The sequence below is a fragment of the Pseudomonas sp. NPDC089392 genome (assembly GCF_044749595.1).
Classification (GTDB): Bacteria; Pseudomonadota; Gammaproteobacteria; order Pseudomonadales; family Pseudomonadaceae; genus Aquipseudomonas.
Window position 1 is genome coordinate 1 of the sequence record NZ_JBIVIF010000018.1, and the last position, 14,770, is coordinate 14,770.

A 14,770-nucleotide genomic window follows, 5' to 3' on the forward strand; every position below is an offset into this window, starting at 1 on the left:
GCGGTCGCGCGCGCCTGGCACAGGAGGGACTGGCCCGAAACAAACGTAGGAGCGGCTTTAGCCGCGAAGCGCCGCGCGGGCGGCGCTCGATCTCATAGGCGCTGAAAATGTTTCGGCGAACACTGGCGGCGCTCGATTTCACAGGCGCTGAAAATATTGCGGCGAACACCTGGCGGCGCTCGATCTCACAGGCGATAAAAATGTTGTGCCAATCACCTGGCAGCCGAGATGCTTTATAAGAACAGGCAAAAAAAACCCCGGCCTGAGCCGGGGTTCCTATTGCACACGCCAGCAATCAGAGCAGCGAACGGCCCTTGTTGGCAGCAATGCGCATACGCAGTGCGTTGAGCTTGATGAAGCCGGCAGCGTCCGCCTGGTTGTAGGCGCCACCATCTTCTTCGAAGGTCGCAATGTTGGCATCGAACAGCGAGTCGTCCGACTTGCGGCCGACTACGGTGACGTTGCCCTTGTACAGCTTCAGGCGTACCACACCATTCACGTTGGCCTGCGAAGCGTCGATCATTTGCTGCAGCATGATGCGCTCCGGGCTCCACCAGTAGCCGGTGTAGATCAGGCTGGCGTACTTCGGCATCAGCTCATCTTTCAGGTGAGCGACTTCGCGGTCCAGGGTGATCGACTCGATGGCACGGTGAGCCTTGAGCATGATGGTGCCGCCAGGGGTCTCGTAGCAGCCACGCGACTTCATGCCAACGTAACGGTTTTCGACGATATCCAGGCGGCCGATGCCGTTGGCACCACCGATACGGTTCAGGTCGGCCAGGACGGTGGCCGGCGACTTCTCGACGCCGTCGATGGCAACGATGTCACCGTTGCGGTAGGTCAGTTCGAGGTAGGTAGCCTGGTCCGGGGCGTTCTCGGGAGAGACGCTCCAGCGCCACATGTCTTCTTCGTGCTCGGTCCAGGTATCTTCCAGGACACCGCCTTCGTAGGAGATGTGCAGCAGGTTGGCGTCCATCGAGTACGGCGACTTCTTCTTGCCGTGGCGCTCGATCGGGATGCCGTGCTTCTCGGCGTAGTCCATCAGTTTTTCGCGGGACAGCAGGTCCCACTCACGCCATGGGGCGATGACCTTGACGCCAGGCTTGAGGGCGTAGGCACCCAGCTCGAAACGTACCTGGTCGTTGCCTTTGCCGGTGGCGCCGTGGGAAATGGCGTCAGCGCCAGTTTCGTTGGCGATTTCGATCAGGCGCTTGGCGATCAGCGGACGTGCGATGGAAGTACCCAGCAGGTACTCGCCTTCGTAGACGGTGTTGGCGCGGAACATCGGGAACACGAAATCACGCACGAACTCTTCGCGCAGGTCGTCGATGTAGATCTCTTTAACGCCCATTGCCTGAGCCTTGGCACGGGCCGGCTCGACCTCTTCGCCCTGACCCAGGTCAGCGGTGAAGGTCACCACTTCGCAGTTGTAGGTATCCTGCAGCCACTTGAGAATCACCGAAGTATCAAGGCCGCCGGAATACGCCAGAACGACCTTTTTTACGTCCGCCATGCCATCACTCCACGGGGTTGTACGGAAAGGGATCGATTCTAACGACGTTGCGGATAAATTTACAGTGGGGCGACAGCTTCTGACGACAAAGCGACAGGAACTTTCAGCGGCGCGACGTGGTTTGGGGCCTGCCACAAGAGGTTCAGTGCCTGTGAGATCGAGCGCCGCGCGGGCGGCGCTCGATCTCACAGGCGCTGAAAATGTTGTGGCGAACACCCTGTTCGCCTTGATGCAACCTCAAGGCATGCACCACCAACAAACAAACCAACCAGACCTCAGGGCGCCTTCGCCCCCGGCACGCCCGAGACCGGAGCAGCAGCCGGACCTGCTGGAGCTGGAGCTGGCGCTGGCGCCGGAGCAACACCCGGCGCCACTTGCTCCACCGGCTTCTCCGCCACCACCACTCGATCCAACTCAATATTCACCCGCCGATTCCGCGCCCGGTTCGCCGCATTGTTGTTCTTCGCCAACGGATACCGCTCACCATGAAAACGCACGGCAATCTGCTCTTCCGCCACCCCATGGGCCTTGAGGTAATCAGCCACCGCCAACGCCCGGCGGCGTGACAGGTCGCGGTTGGTCAGGCGATTACCACTGTTATCGGAATGCCCATCGAGCTCGATGTGATTAACCGTCGGGTCCGCTTTCATGTAATCAAGGATCACGTCCAACCGCGCCTTGGCCGACTCATCCAGCTCGATGCCGCCCCCCGGGAAACCCACCTGGGTCTGGCGCACCTGGTCGTAGTTCATCGGCAGCAGCTTGGCCGCACACACCTGGTAGTCGCTGTAGGCCTTGGCGAAGCTGACCGGCAGCACGCGCACCTCCATCGGCCTGCCCGCCTCACCGGCGTAGTTGCGCACCACCGTGCTGCGCCCGTCGAGCAGGCCGTTGATCAGGCGGCTGGCCTGGCCCTGGGACGAGCTGAACAGCACACCGGTGCGGGCCATGCGTACGTTACCCAGGTTGATGTCGCCACGCCCAGGCTGCCACGGCGCTGCCGCCGCCAGCAGGCTGGCGTTGCCCGCCCCCAGCACGTTGCTGGCCGAGCGCAGCTGGAACACCGGCTGCTCACCCGCGCGGCGCACGAACTCGCCACTGCCAAAACCGTCGATCGGCTGGATCAGCCGGCATTCGAACTGGTCACCCTCGACCTTCCAGGCAATGTTCTCCATGCGCGTCTGGAAGGTCAGCGCGCCAGCCGGCAGGCTGGCGAACAGGGTCAACAGGGCTAGGTAACGCTGGCGCACGGGCGGCTCCACAATTTCTGACGGCTTACCTGCAGGCTATCGGACGCTGCCGGCAAAACTTGATAGCCGTGCTCCACCCAGGGTTTTCCGGTAGCATTGGGGCTTGAGTTCGACCCGCCTGGAATCCCCAATGTCCGATCGCCTGACCCTCCTGCGCCCCGACGACTGGCACATCCATCTGCGCGATGGTGCCGTCCTGCCCCACACCGTTGGCGACGTGGCGCGTACTTTTGCCCGTGCCATCATCATGCCCAACCTGGTTCCGCCGGTGCGTAATGCCGCCGAGGCCGGCGCCTACCGTGAGCGCATCCTCGCCGCCCGCCCGGCCGGCAGCCGCTTTGAGCCGCTGATGGTGCTGTACCTCACCGACCGCACCAGCCCCGAGGACGTCCGCGCGGCCAAGGCCAGCGGCATCGTGTACGCCGCCAAGCTGTACCCGGCCGGCGCCACCACCAACTCCGACTCGGGCGTGACCAGCATCGACAACATCTTCCCAGCCATCGAGGCGTTGGCGGAAGTCGGCATGCCACTGCTGGTGCATGGCGAAGTGACCCGCAGCGAGATCGACGTGTTCGACCGCGAGAAGCGCTTCATCGACGAGCACATGCGCCGCGTAGTCGAGCGTTTCCCAACGCTGAAAGTGGTGTTCGAGCACATCACCACCAGCGATGCCGCGCAGTTCGTCACCGAGGCCCCGGCCAACGTCGGCGCCACCATCACCGCGCAGCACCTGCTGTACAACCGTAACCACATGCTGGTTGGCGGCATTCGCCCGCACTTCTACTGCCTGCCGATCCTCAAGCGCAACACCCACCAGGTGGCGCTGCTGGACGCGGCCACCAGCGGCAACCCTAAGTTCTTCCTGGGTACCGACTCGGCCCCGCATGCCCGTCACGCCAAGGAAGCCGCCTGCGGTTGCGCCGGTTGCTACACCGCCTATGCGGCCATCGAGATGTACGCCGAAGCATTCGAACAGCGTAACGCGCTGGACAAGCTGGAAGGCTTTGCCAGCCTGCACGGCCCGGCCTTCTATGGTCTGCCGGCGAACACCGACACCATTACCCTGGTCCGCGAAGAATGGACCGCCCCGGACAGCCTGCCGTTTGGCGAGCAGACCGTGGTGCCACTGCGCGCTGGCGAAAAACTGCGCTGGCGCCTGCTGGAGGAAAACGCGTGAGCGAAGACCTCTACGAAGACGACCTGGACACCCAGGGCAGCAGCGGTTCGCGCCACCCGATGGCCGAACGCTTCCGCGGCTACCTGCCAGTGGTGGTGGATGTGGAGACCGGCGGCTTCAACAGCGCCACCGATGCCCTGCTGGAAATTGCCGCGGTCACCATCGGCATGGACGAAAAGGGCTTCCTGTTCCCCGAGCACACCTACTTCCACCGTGTGGAGCCGTTTGAGGGTGCCAATATCGAGCAGGCCGCACTGGAGTTCACCGGGATCAAGCTGGACCACCCACTGCGCATGGCCGTCAGCGAGGAAAGTGCGCTGACCGACATCTTCCGTGGCGTGCGCAAGGCGCTCAAGGCCAACGGCTGCAAGCGGGCGATCCTGGTCGGCCACAACAGCAGCTTCGACCTGGGCTTCCTCAATGCGGCGGTGACGCGCAATGACCTGAAGCGCAACCCGTTCCACCCGTTCTCCAGCTTCGACACCGCGACCTTGGCCGGCCTGGCGTATGGCCAGACCGTGCTGGCGCGGGCTTGCCAGAGCGCCGATATCGACTTCGACGGGCGTGAGGCGCACTCGGCGCGTTACGACACCGAGAAGACGGCGGAGCTGTTCTGCGGCATCGTCAACCGCTGGAAAGAGATGGGCGGCTGGCGCGACTTCAACGATTGAGTTGAGCCCTTGGGACCGCTTTGCGGCCCATCCGACCGGTCCGGCGCCCCGGCAAGGTCGCTCCTACAGGGATTCGCATACCCCTGTAGGAGCGGGTTTACCCGCGAAGAGGCCGGCACAGGAAGGCACAAAAAAACCGGCCACCAGGGCCGGTTTTTTATACGCGTGGCAATTACAGCTTGCCAGCGTTCTCGCTCAGGTAGGCAGCAACGCCTTCTGGCGAAGCGTTCATGCCTTTGTCGCCTTTTTTCCAGTTGGCAGGGCAGACTTCACCGTGCTCTTCGTGGAACTGCAGGGCGTCGACCAGGCGCAGCAGCTCGTCCATGTTACGGCCCAGTGGCAGGTCGTTGATGATCTGCGAACGGACAACACCGTTGGTGTCGATCAGGAAGGCGCCACGGAAGGCCACGCCGCCTTCGGACTCTACGTCGTAGGCTTTGCAGATTTCGTGGGTCATGTCGGCAGCCAAGGTGTACTTGACCTGGCCGATGCCGCCGTTGTTGACCGGGGTGTTACGCCAGGCGTTGTGGGTGAAGTGCGAGTCGATCGACACACCGATCACTTCAACGTTGCGCGCCTGGAAGTCAGGAATGCGGTTGTCCAGGGCGATCAGCTCGGACGGGCAGACAAAGGTGAAGTCCAGCGGGTAGAAGAACACCAGGCCGTACTTGCCCTTGATGGCCGAAGCCAGGTTGAAGCTGTCGACGATCTCGCCATTGCCCAGCACGGCCGGAACGGTGAAATCGGGGGCTTTCTTACCAACGAGTACGCTCATTGTAATCTCCTGATTAGGGTGAAAAATCGTTTGCCGGGCCAGACGGGCTTGCCCGACATCCAACAAAGGCTGACCATCATACACGGCTTCTGATGACAGGCCGACTCCATCGACGAAGCAACCGCCGGTCGCTCAAGCACGGCCCTTCCAGAAAGTCCTTTGACAAGCATTCTCATTAACATTAAGCTCCAATCCATCGACTCAACCAGCGATGGTCAGCCCTTATGTATGTGTGTCTTTGTGTCGGCGTTACCGACGGACAGATCCGCGATGCGATCTATGAAGGATGCTGCAGTTACAAGGAAGTGCGAGCCGCCACCAATGTCGCCAGCCAATGTGGCAAATGCGCCTGTGTGGCCAAGCAGGTGGTCCGCGATACCCTGACCGAGCTTCAGGTCAGCCAGGCAGCCCTGCCCTACCCTGTGGAATTTACCGCGGCCTGAAAACCCAGAATTCGAAGAACCGGACCATGCGTCCGGTTTTTTTATGCCTGCAATTCAATAAGTTAGCGCTCCAACGCGGTTCACAAACATTCTTATTCCTATTAATTTTCACTTACTATTCAATAACTTAGGTTTGACACACCTAAGTATCAGGCTCAAACTTCCCTGTATTGGCACACTTCTACAGGGCAGGAACCCGACATGAAAGGCGACGTAAGCGTCATCCAGCATCTCAACAAGATCCTCGGAAACGAGCTGGTCGCGATTAACCAGTACTTCCTGCACGCACGCATGTACGAAGATTGGGGCCTGAACAAACTCGGCAAGCACGAGTACAAGGAATCCATCGACGAGATGAAGCACGCTGACAAACTGATCAAGCGTATTCTCTTCCTCGAAGGTATCCCTAACGTTCAGGACCTGGGCAAGCTGCTGATCGGCGAGCACACCAAGGAAATGCTCGAGTGCGACCTGAAGATCGAACAGAAAGGCCTGGTCGACCTCAAGGCAGCCATCGCTCACTGCGAAACCGCAGGCGACTTCGGCTCGCGTGACATGCTTGAAGATATTCTCGAATCCGAGGAAGAACACATCGACTGGCTGGAAACCCAGCTGGGGCTGATCGACAAGATCGGTATCGAAAACTACCTGCAGTCGCAGATGGGCGAAGAATAATTATTCGCCGCATAAAAAAAACCCGCAATCAGCGGGTTTTTTTATGCTTGCCAGAAGATCAGGCTTCAGAAGCCTTGGCCTTGGCAGCCGCTTCCTTGATCAGGGTTTGCAGCTCGCCGTTCTGGAACATTTCCAGCATGATGTCGCTGCCGCCGACCAGCTCACCGGCTACCCACAGCTGTGGGAAGGTCGGCCAGTTGGCGTACTTTGGCAGGTTGGCGCGGATTTCCGGGTTCTGCAGGATGTCGACGTAGGCGAACTTTTCGCCACAACCCATCACAGCCTGCGATGCCTTGGCCGAGAAGCCGCACTGCGGGGCATTCGGCGAGCCTTTCATGTAAAGCAGAATGGTGTTGTTGGCAATCTGCTCTTTGATCGTATCGATGATATCCATCTAGCACCTCAGCTGAACTTTCCGACGCGGTCGTCGGCACGGTGACGCATTGTATCGGAAAGCCGAGCAGCGTGCTCGGCCTTACCGTGCCTTACGCGGCCTCTACCTGCACGGGTACGCCATTGAGCGCAGCGTTGCCAGAAACCGCGTCCCGCAGGCGCTCATCAGTCAGGTCGTTGGCACTCACCCCGGGTTGCGCCTGGGCGATCTGCATGTGCACGCCCTGACGCCCATGACCGAAACCATGGGGCAGGCTGACCACACCTGGCATCATGTCTTCACAGGCCTGCACTTCGACCTCCAGGGTGCCGGTACGCGAACGAATGCGTACTCGCTGGCCATCCTGCAGTTGCCGCTGCTGCAGGTCATGCGGGTGCATCAGTAACTGATGGCGTGGCTTGCCTTTGACCAGGCGGTGGAAATTGTGCATCCACGAGTTGTTGCTGCGCACATGGCGGCGGCCGATCAGCAGCAGTTCACCAGATGCCGGGGGAGCTTGTCGGGCCAACCGCTGCAGGTCATCCAGCAGCACCTGAGCCGCCGCTTCAACCGACTTGCTGGCCGTTGCCAAGCGTGCAGCAAGGTTGGCGCGCAATGGCCCGAGGTCAAGGCCATGCGGGTGATCATCAAGTGCTGTCAGGGAAAGCTGCCACGGCGTCGCTTCGCCATAGCGCCCCTTGCGCAAGGCCAGGTCGATCATCTGCGCCGGCGCCAAGGTCGGTTTCAATTCAAGCTCGGCACGCCTTGCAAACGCCTGCGCCAGGCCGACGAAGATTTCCCAGTCATGCAGCGCGCCTTGCGGCTTGGCCAGGATCGCCCGGTTGAAGCGGGTCACGTTGCGCACGGCCAGCAAGTTGAACGTACTGTCGTAATGATCGTTTTCCAGTGCCGAGGTAGAGGGCAGGATCAGATCGGCATGGCGGGTGGTCTCGTTGATGTAGAGGTCAATGCTGAGCATGAACTCCAGCCCCTTCAGGGCTGCATCCAGCTGGCGGCCGTTAGGCGTGGACAGCACGGGGTTGCCGGCCACCGTCACCAGGGCATGCACCTGCCCTTCGCCCGGCGTCAGCATCTCCTCGGCCAGGGCCGCCACGGGCAATTCGCCCCCGTATTCGGGCAAGCCCGACACCCGGCTCTGCCAGGCATTGAAATGGCCACCTGAGGTGGTGGCCACCAAGTCCACTGCAGGCTCGGTGCATAGCGCGCCGCCTTCTCGGTCAAGGTTGCCGGTCACCAGGTTGATCAGTTGCAGCAACCAGTGGCACAGAGTGCCAAAGGCTTGGGTCGAGACGCCCATGCGGCCATAGCACACGGCCTTGTCGGCGGCGGCGAAATCCCGTGCAAGCTGGCGAATGTCCGCCGCAGCAATACCACAGTGCGCGCTCATGGCCTCGGCGCTGAATGGCGCAATCGCCTCACGCACTTGTTGCAGGCCATTGACCGGCAAATGCGTGCCACGCGCCAGGTCTTCATCGAACAAGGTGTTGAGCAAGCCGCACAACAAGGCCGCATCGCCACCGGGACGAATAAACAGATGTGTATCGGCCATGGCCGCCGTTTCACTGCGTCGCGGGTCTACCACCACCAGGCGCCCGCCCCGGCCGCGCAGGGCCTTCAGGCGCTTTTCCACGTCCGGAACAGTCATGATGCTGCCATTGGAGGCCAGCGGGTTGCCGCCAAGAATCAGCATGAATTCGGTCTGGTCAATGTCCGGGATCGGTAGCAGCAAGCCATGGCCATAGATCAGGTGGCTGACCAGGTGTTGCGGCAACTGGTCCACCGAGGTAGCCGAGAAGCGGTTGCGGGTCTTCAACAGGCCGAGGAAGTAATTGCTGTGGGTCATCAACCCGTAGTTGTGCACGCTCGGGTTGCCCTGGTACACCGCCACGGCATTGCGCCCATGCGCCTGCTGGACCGCCCACAGTTTATCTGCGGCCAAAGCAAACGCCTCGTCCCAGCCGATGGCCTGCCAGTGCTCACCCACCCGCTTGTGCGGCTGGCGCAGGCGGTCAGGGTCGTTCTGGATGTCCTGCAAGGCCACAGCCTTGGGGCAGACATGGCCGCGACTGAACGGGTCCTGTGGGTCGCCCTTGATCGAGCTGATCAGTGCCCGCCCATCTTCTTCATGGCTCACTTCGATATTCAGCCCGCAAATCGCTTCGCACAGGTGACAGGCACGGTGATGCAGGGTCTTGGTCATGGCCGCCTCTGCCTTGTAGTTGTAGTTGTAGTACTGCGACTATGCGCGCTGCCCTGCCCCCCGGCCAGCGCGCTTTGCCGCGTGAATCCACCGACATCAGGCGCACGATTTACGACAGCCATTTGCCAAATTGCCAGCAAGCCGTGTACAACCCTCTGTAGCAAATAAAAAACAGACGGGCCAACGGGTTGATACACCCTTTGCAACACCCTTTGCGATGAGGCCGCTGTTTCCCCCCTTGGCTTCAGGCGACATTTACTTATAGTATTGCGCCTTTCCCTATTTCGTCCGCCCCGTGCGGCTTACGCCGCAGGTCACTCCCGTTGTCAAAAAAAACCATACGGTCGACCTGCATACCGTTGCAGATAAGGTAGTCAATCATGAGCGCTAGGCACTTTCTCTCCCTGCTGGACTTCACCACCGACGAATTGCTCGGGGTGATCCGCCGCGGCATCGAGCTGAAGGACCTGCGCAAGCGAGGCGTGCTGTTCGAGCCCCTGAAGAACCGCGTGCTGGGCATGATCTTCGAGAAGTCCTCGACCCGCACCCGCGTGTCGTTCGAGGCTGGCATGATCCAGCTCGGCGGCCAGGCCATCTTCCTGTCCCCGCGCGACACCCAGCTGGGCCGTGGCGAGCCGATCGGCGACAGCGCCATCGTGTTGTCGAGCATGCTCGACGTGGTGATGATCCGTACCCACGCCCACAGCACCCTGACCGAATTCGCCGCCAACTCGCGCGTGCCGGTGATCAACGCCCTGTCCGACGAGTCGCACCCGTGCCAGCTGCTGGCCGACATGCAGACCTTCCTCGAACAACGCGGCGCGATCCAGGGCAAGACCGTGGCCTGGATCGGTGACGGCTTCAACATGTGTAACTCGTATATCGAGGCGGCCAAACAGTTCGACTTCCAGCTGCGCATTGCCTGCCCGGAAGGTTACGAGCCGGACCCACGCTTCATGGCCATTGGCGGTGACAACGTGCAGATCATCCGCGACCCCAAGGAAGCCGTGCGCGGCGCCCACCTGGTAACCACGGATGTCTGGACTTCCATGGGCCAGGAGGAGGAAACTGCACGGCGCCTCGCGCATTTCGCGCCTTACCAGGTCACCCGCGAACTGCTCGACCTGGCGGCACCCGACGCCCTGTTCATGCACTGCCTGCCTGCCCACCGTGGCGAGGAAATCAGCCATGACCTGCTCGACGACCCACGTTCGGTCGCTTGGGACCAGGCTGAAAACCGCCTGCATGCACAGAAGGCCCTTCTCGAATTCCTTGTAGAACCGGCTTACCACCACGCATGAGTCAACCCCTACTGCTCAACCTGCGCAACCTCGCCTGCGGCTATGGCGACCAGCGCATCGTCCAGAACCTCAACCTGCACCTGAACGCAGGCGACATTGGTTGCCTGCTGGGTTCATCCGGTTGCGGCAAGACCACCACACTGCGCGCCATCGCCGGTTTCGAACCGGTGCACGAAGGTGAGATCCAGCTCGCCGGCGAGGTCATTTCCCGGGCCGGTTTCACCCTGGCCCCGGAAAAGCGCCGCATCGGCATGGTGTTCCAGGACTACGCGCTGTTCCCGCACCTGACCGTGGCGCAGAACATTGCCTTCGGCATCGCCAAGCACCCGCGCCAGGCCGAGGTCATCGAAGAGATGCTCGAACTGGTCAAGCTGGGCGGCCTGGGCGGGCGTTACCCGCATGAATTGTCCGGCGGCCAGCAGCAGCGGGTCGCACTGGCCCGTGCACTGGCGCCTGAGCCGCAACTGCTGCTGCTCGACGAGCCGTTCTCCAACCTCGACGTGGAGTTGCGCCGGCGCCTGAGCCATGAGGTTCGCGACATCCTCAAGAGCCGTGGTACCAGCGCCATCCTGGTGACACACGACCAGGAAGAGGCATTTGCCGTCAGCGATCAGGTTGGCGTGTTCAAGGAAGGCCGCCTGGAGCAGTGGGACACGCCCTACAACCTTTACCACGAGCCACAGACGCCGTTCGTGGCCAGTTTCATTGGCCAGGGCTATTTCATCCGTGGGCAGATGAGCAGCCACGAGGCGGTCAATACCGAACTGGGTGAACTGCGCGGTAACCGTGCCTACATCATGGCGCCGGGCAGCTCGGTGGATGTGCTGCTGCGCCCCGACGATATCGTGCATGCGCCAGACAGCCCGCTGCGGGCGCATATCGTGGGCAAGAGCTTCCTTGGGGCATCGACCCTGTACCGCCTGCAGTTGCCGACTGGCAGCCAGCTGGAAGCGATTTTCCCGAGCCATAACGACCATCAGGTGGGTGAGGCTGTGGGGATTGCGGTGGAGGCCGATCACCTGGTGCTGTTCCCGGTGCCGGGCAGCGTGGCGGCGCAGTTGACGCGGCAGGAGAACGGGGTTCGGCGGTACAGTTCGGCGACCTGATTCAGATTGTGGGGGCTGCTTTGCAGCCCCCAACAATCTCAGCCCCGGCCGATGCCGGCAAACTTGCCTTGGGTGTATTCGGCCAGCACCGCTGCTGCCAATTCCACCTCCAGCCCTCGCCGTCCAGCACTGACATGGATGGTTGCAAAATTCTGCGCCGAGTCATCGATAAAGGTCCGCAGGCGCTTCTTCTGCCCCAGCGGGCTGATCCCGCCCACCAGGTAACCCGTAGCCCGTTGTGCTGCCGCCGGGTCGGCCATCTCACACTTCTTCACCCCTGCTGCATGGGCCAGGGCCTTGAGGTCCAGCGTGCCCACTACCGGCACCACCGCCACCAGCAACTCACCCTTTTCGCTGCTCGCCAGCAAGGTCTTGAACACTTGCTGCGGGTCGAGCCCTAACTTTTCTGCCGCCTCCAGGCCGTATGACGCCGACTTGGGGTCATGTTCATAACTGTGCACACGGTGCTCGGCGCGGTGCTTCTTCAACAGGTCTAGGGCGGGGGTCATGCAGGGGCTCCGGTCTGGGACGGCTCGGCGGCTACTTTAGGACAATTCCCACATCGCAGCCAGCGCACTGCAATCGCGCACCTCTAGCACGGGCATTCGCAGCTACTTTTAACGACCATTTCGTGACTGGTCGTTCACTTTCGACCTTTGACATCAGCGTTTCTTGTCTATATTTTTTCGTTTCTGAAGAAATGGTGCACATTTAAGGTGCATTTCCTACATCTGCCCGGGGTCAATGGGGATGGACACCGGGCTTTGCTGTCGAGCGCCACGCGCCTCACAACAAAAAAAACGAGGTCATACATGACGACTGCTCTACGCCAACCCACGCTGTCCAGCCAATGCCTGGCCGAGTTCCTCGGCACCGCCCTGCTGATCTTCTTCGGCACCGGCTGCGTCGCCGCGCTCAAGGTGGCGGGCGCCAGCTTCGGCCTGTGGGAAATCAGTATTATTTGGGGCGTGGGCGTGAGCATGGCGATCTACCTCACCGCCGGTATTTCCGGCGCGCACCTGAACCCGGCGGTGAGCATCGCCCTCACCCTGTTCGCCGGTTTCGACAAGCGCAAGCTGCCTTTCTACATGCTGGCCCAGGTGTGCGGCGCATTCTGTGGCGCGGCGCTGGTCTACACGCTGTACAGCAACCTGTTCTTCGATTTCGAACAGACCCACACCATGCTGCGCGGAAGCGAAGCCAGCCTGGAGTTGGCCTCGGTGTTCTCCACCTACCCGCATCCATCGCTTACCACCGGCCAGGCGATCCTGGTCGAAGTGGTGATCACCGCGATCCTGATGGCGGTGATCATGGCCCTGACCGACGACAACAACGGCCTGCCACGAGGCGCCATGGCACCGCTGCTGATCGGCCTGCTGATCGCCGTGATCGGCAGTGCCATGGGCCCGCTGACCGGCTTTGCGATGAACCCGGCGCGCGATTTCGGGCCGAAACTCATGACCTTCCTGGCCGGTTGGGGCGAAATCGCCTTCACTGGCGGACGGGACATTCCTTATTTCCTGGTTCCGGTGTTCGCACCGATCCTTGGCGCCTGCCTGGGTGCCGCGACCTATCGCGGCCTGATTGCCCGCAACCTGCCAACGGCGTCTGCCGCGAACCCTGAGACAAATGACAATCGCCAGGGCGATACTCAAGCCAATTGATACCGGCATCACGCCCAGCCCTGACCCCTATTCTTGCAAGGCCTACGACCATGACAGACACCCAGGATAAGAACTACATCATCGCCCTGGACCAGGGCACCACCAGTTCGCGAGCGATCATCTTTGATCGTGACGCCAATGTGGTGGGCACCTCCCAGCGCGAGTTCGCCCAGCATTACCCGCAGGCAGGCTGGGTTGAACACGACCCGATGGAGATCTTTGCCACGCAGAGCGCGACCATGGTCGAAGCCTTGGCCCAGGCGGGTATCAGCCACGCCCAGGTTGCTGCGCTGGGCATCACCAACCAGCGTGAAACCACCGTGGTGTGGGACAAGGAAACCGGGCGCCCGGTGTACAACGCCATTGTCTGGCAGTGCCGCCGCAGCACCGAGATCTGCGCCCAGCTCAAGCGGGAAGGCCATGAAGACTACATTCGCGAAACTACAGGCCTGGTCACCGACCCGTACTTTTCTGGCACCAAGCTGAAGTGGATCCTCGACAACGTCGAAGGTGCCCGTGAACGCGCCGAGCGTGGCGAACTGCTGTTCGGCACCATCGACACCTGGCTGATCTGGAAATTCTCCGGTGGCAAGGTACACGTCACCGACTACACCAACGCTTCGCGCACGCTGATGTTCAACATCCACAATCTGCAGTGGGACGACAAGCTGCTGGAGATCCTCGGCATCCCGCGGCAAATGCTGCCCGAGGTGCGCCCGTCCTCGGAAGTGTACGGCCATACCAAGAGCGGCATCGCCATTGCCGGTATCGCCGGTGACCAGCAGTCGGCGCTGTTCGGGCAGATGTGCGTGGAGCCTGGCCAGGCCAAGAACACCTATGGCACCGGCTGCTTCCTGTTGATGAACACTGGCGACCAGGCGGTGAAGTCGTCTCACGGCTTGCTCACCACAATCGCCTGCGGCCCCCGCGGCGAAGTGGCCTATGCCTTGGAAGGCGCTGTGTTCAACGGTGGTTCCACCGTGCAGTGGCTGCGTGACGAGCTTAAGATCGTCAACGACGCCCTGGACACCGAGTACTTCGCCAGCAAGGTCAAGGACAGCAACGGCGTGTACCTGGTGCCAGCCTTCACCGGCCTGGGTGCGCCATACTGGGACCCGTATGCCCGTGGCGCGCTGTTCGGCCTGACCCGAGGCGTGAAGGTGGACCACATCATCCGCGCCGCATTGGAGTCGATTGCCTACCAGACCCGCGACGTGCTCGATGCCATGCAGCAGGACTGCGGCCGGCGCCTGTCCGAGTTGCGTGTGGACGGTGGTGCTGTGGCCAACAACTTCCTCATGCAGTTCCAGGCCGACATCCTCGGCACCTGCGTGGAGCGCCCGAAAATGCGCGAAACCACGGCGCTGGGTGCCGCTTACCTGGCGGGCCTGGCCTGTGGCTTCTGGAGCGGCCTGGACGAACTGCGCGACAAGGCAATCATCGAGCGCGAGTTCAGCCCGCAGCTGGATGAGGCACAGAAAGAGAAGCTGTATGCTGGCTGGAAGAAAGCAGTCGAGCGTACTCGTGACTGGGAAGATCACGATGCTTGATGCCTTGTGATCGCTTGTAGGAGCGGCCTTGTGTCGCGATCGGGCTGCAAA

General features: G+C 61.5%; 14 protein-coding genes. 8 read left to right on the forward strand and 6 right to left on the reverse strand.

Annotated elements, in window-relative coordinates:
- Nucleotides 1-295: 295 nt before the first annotated feature.
- Nucleotides 296-1,513, reverse strand: coding sequence for an argininosuccinate synthase (locus ACIP1G_RS16615; RefSeq protein WP_400738808.1), 1,218 nt, complete (start codon nucleotides 1,511-1,513; stop codon nucleotides 296-298).
- 275 nt (nucleotides 1,514-1,788) lie between these two features.
- Entirely contained in the window at nucleotides 1,789-2,763 is a 975-nt protein-coding gene (locus tag ACIP1G_RS16620; protein WP_400738810.1) for an OmpA family protein, read from the reverse strand.
- A 130-nt stretch (nucleotides 2,764-2,893) separates the two neighbouring features.
- Here ACIP1G_RS16620 and pyrC point away from each other — a divergent pair, with 130 nt between their 5' ends.
- Both pyrC and rnt read left to right on the forward strand, forming a co-directional pair.
- Complete coding sequence (gene pyrC / locus ACIP1G_RS16625; protein ID WP_012273882.1) at nucleotides 2,894-3,940, forward strand: dihydroorotase; 1,047 nt, start codon at nucleotides 2,894-2,896, stop codon at nucleotides 3,938-3,940.
- Between the two features lie 59 nt (nucleotides 3,941-3,999).
- Nucleotides 4,000-4,611, forward strand: a complete 612-nt coding sequence (gene rnt, locus ACIP1G_RS16630; RefSeq protein ID WP_400739033.1) for a ribonuclease T — start codon at nucleotides 4,000-4,002, stop codon at nucleotides 4,609-4,611.
- A gap of 172 nt (nucleotides 4,612-4,783) precedes the next feature.
- Here the strand turns inward: rnt and ACIP1G_RS16635 are convergent, their stop codons facing one another.
- Nucleotides 4,784-5,386 carry a peroxiredoxin gene (locus tag ACIP1G_RS16635; protein ID WP_012273884.1) on the reverse strand — a complete coding sequence of 201 codons (603 nt, stop codon included), beginning with the start codon at nucleotides 5,384-5,386 and terminating at the stop codon, nucleotides 4,784-4,786.
- A 224-nt stretch (nucleotides 5,387-5,610) separates the two neighbouring features.
- Here ACIP1G_RS16635 and ACIP1G_RS16640 point away from each other — a divergent pair, with 224 nt between their 5' ends.
- Both ACIP1G_RS16640 and bfr read left to right on the forward strand, forming a co-directional pair.
- Nucleotides 5,611-5,829 carry a bacterioferritin-associated ferredoxin gene (locus tag ACIP1G_RS16640; protein WP_400738813.1) on the forward strand — a complete coding sequence of 73 codons (219 nt, stop codon included), beginning with the start codon at nucleotides 5,611-5,613 and terminating at the stop codon, nucleotides 5,827-5,829.
- A gap of 201 nt (nucleotides 5,830-6,030) precedes the next feature.
- The gene (bfr, locus tag ACIP1G_RS16645) at nucleotides 6,031-6,504 is read left to right on the forward strand and encodes a bacterioferritin (RefSeq protein WP_003258014.1); all 474 of its coding nucleotides are present in this window, start codon (nucleotides 6,031-6,033) and stop codon (nucleotides 6,502-6,504) included.
- A 58-nt stretch (nucleotides 6,505-6,562) separates the two neighbouring features.
- Here bfr and grxD read toward each other — a convergent pair whose 3' ends face one another.
- Together grxD and ACIP1G_RS16655 are read right to left on the reverse strand one after the other, a co-directional pair.
- Nucleotides 6,563-6,898 carry a Grx4 family monothiol glutaredoxin gene (grxD, locus tag ACIP1G_RS16650; RefSeq protein WP_400738816.1) on the reverse strand — a complete coding sequence of 112 codons (336 nt, stop codon included), beginning with the start codon at nucleotides 6,896-6,898 and terminating at the stop codon, nucleotides 6,563-6,565.
- 91 nt (nucleotides 6,899-6,989) lie between these two features.
- Entirely contained in the window at nucleotides 6,990-9,098 is a 2,109-nt protein-coding gene (locus ACIP1G_RS16655) for a molybdopterin oxidoreductase family protein (protein WP_400738819.1), read from the reverse strand.
- Nucleotides 9,099-9,478: 380 nt separating this feature from the next.
- Between ACIP1G_RS16655 and argF the strand changes: the two genes are divergently transcribed.
- Both argF and ACIP1G_RS16665 read left to right on the forward strand, forming a co-directional pair.
- Entirely contained in the window at nucleotides 9,479-10,399 is a 921-nt protein-coding gene (gene argF, locus ACIP1G_RS16660) for an ornithine carbamoyltransferase (protein WP_400738821.1), read from the forward strand.
- The gene (locus tag ACIP1G_RS16665) at nucleotides 10,396-11,505 is read left to right on the forward strand and encodes an ABC transporter ATP-binding protein (RefSeq protein WP_400738823.1); all 1,110 of its coding nucleotides are present in this window, start codon (nucleotides 10,396-10,398) and stop codon (nucleotides 11,503-11,505) included. Before argF ends, ACIP1G_RS16665 begins: the two co-directional genes overlap by 4 nt.
- Nucleotides 11,506-11,543: 38 nt before the next feature.
- On the opposite strand, the gene ybaK is transcribed toward ACIP1G_RS16665, so the two are convergent.
- Nucleotides 11,544-12,014, reverse strand: a complete 471-nt coding sequence (ybaK, locus tag ACIP1G_RS16670; RefSeq protein WP_400738826.1) for a Cys-tRNA(Pro) deacylase — start codon at nucleotides 12,012-12,014, stop codon at nucleotides 11,544-11,546.
- Between the two features lie 303 nt (nucleotides 12,015-12,317).
- On the opposite strand from ybaK, the gene ACIP1G_RS16675 reads away from it, so the two are divergent.
- Together ACIP1G_RS16675 and glpK are read left to right on the forward strand one after the other, a co-directional pair.
- Entirely contained in the window at nucleotides 12,318-13,169 is an 852-nt protein-coding gene (locus ACIP1G_RS16675) for an MIP/aquaporin family protein (RefSeq protein ID WP_400738829.1), read from the forward strand.
- A 50-nt stretch (nucleotides 13,170-13,219) separates the two neighbouring features.
- Complete coding sequence (gene glpK / locus ACIP1G_RS16680; RefSeq protein ID WP_400738832.1) at nucleotides 13,220-14,719, forward strand: glycerol kinase GlpK; 1,500 nt, start codon at nucleotides 13,220-13,222, stop codon at nucleotides 14,717-14,719.
- The last annotated feature ends 51 nt before the right edge of the window (nucleotides 14,720-14,770 follow it).